The organism is Cedecea sp. AS113 (assembly GCF_037152415.1).
GTDB lineage: Bacteria > Pseudomonadota > Gammaproteobacteria > Enterobacterales > Enterobacteriaceae > Cedecea.
The window spans coordinates 1-1,164 of the sequence record NZ_JBBCMI010000049.1 but is presented as its reverse complement, the minus strand read 5'-3'; the positions used below and the strand labels follow the sequence as shown (position 1 = coordinate 1,164).

The window sequence follows — 1,164 nt, the reverse complement described above, 5'->3', positions numbered from 1 at the left end:
ACCTGAGCACCGCCCAGGGCGTGGCCATCGCCGTCCACCAGGCGCCCCATCACCGTCACCGTTTTCATCACTTTCACGGAATACGCACTGACGCCCCCGCGAATATGCTGGTAGCTCAGGTACTCAGGCTCGACTTTCAGCGCCGGGGCTTCCGTGCCGGGGAAGTCAATCTGCACCGTGCCGGGTTGCCAGGCATCGACCGGAATGAAGTTCCTGCCCGGTTTGAGCGGCACTGTACCACCCGGATAAAGCGCCACCAGTTCGGCATTTTTATCGTCGGAGGAGACATCCACTATCATGCCGCCGCCCTGATAATGTGCCGCCTGTTTCGACATTGTGACCCGCCCGCCACCCAACGCCAGCAGGCTGCCGGTATTGAGGCCGCCGGACAGCCTGCCGTCCAGCGTTGAGCTCTGCCCCCAGAAAGTGCCCGCCATCATCGGCGTATCAAACTGGTTGTAAGTGCTGAACCCTGCGCCGTGGCGGTCCGCCGTCAGCGTCGCCGTCGTCATCTTCACGGGGCCTTTGTCCCAGGTCTGATTGACCGAGGCGGAGGTATAGAGATCCCGGCTGCCGCTGGTGTCCGTGCGGCTGCCGACGCTGATATTGCCGCTGCGTTTCTGCCCGCCGAGCGCGAAGCTGGCGGAGAGACTCACGCCGCGGTTGCGTAACGTGCTGCCATTGCCGTAGGGGCGATCAAACGCGGCCAGCCGCCAGTTAATGGCGTTCCCGGCAAGTACGGTACGGGTATTAAAGCCCACGTCGGCACCGATACCGCTGTGACGGCTTCTGTGCGTCAGACGGGCGGTGAGGCTGTTCTCGCTGTTCAGGCGCCAGGTGGTGGACAGCACGCTGCTGTGTTCCAGCGAAGGGCGAGCCGTATACCGGTAGGGTTCATCTTCCTGGCGATACCAGCTCCGGCTGTGGCTGAGGGCGACATTACCCTTTGCGTGCGACCATATTCCCTGGGTATCAAACCCGTGACCGGTGAGATTGCTCCGCCAGATATTACCGTACAGCTGCACCGGCTTTGCCGCCTGCCAGTCGAGTGAAACCCCGGCCTGACGCTCTTCCCCCGTCTTCTGCACGGCCACGCCGACCGTCGCCAGCGGATGCAACAGGTAATTGACGCTGGCCCCGGCCGCAAATTCACCGTTATCTTCA

General features: G+C 62.6%; 1 pseudogene. It reads right to left on the bottom strand.

The features are described from left to right. Positions 1-1,164: pseudogene (locus tag WFN87_RS23945) on the bottom strand (hypothetical protein); the annotation flags it as partial.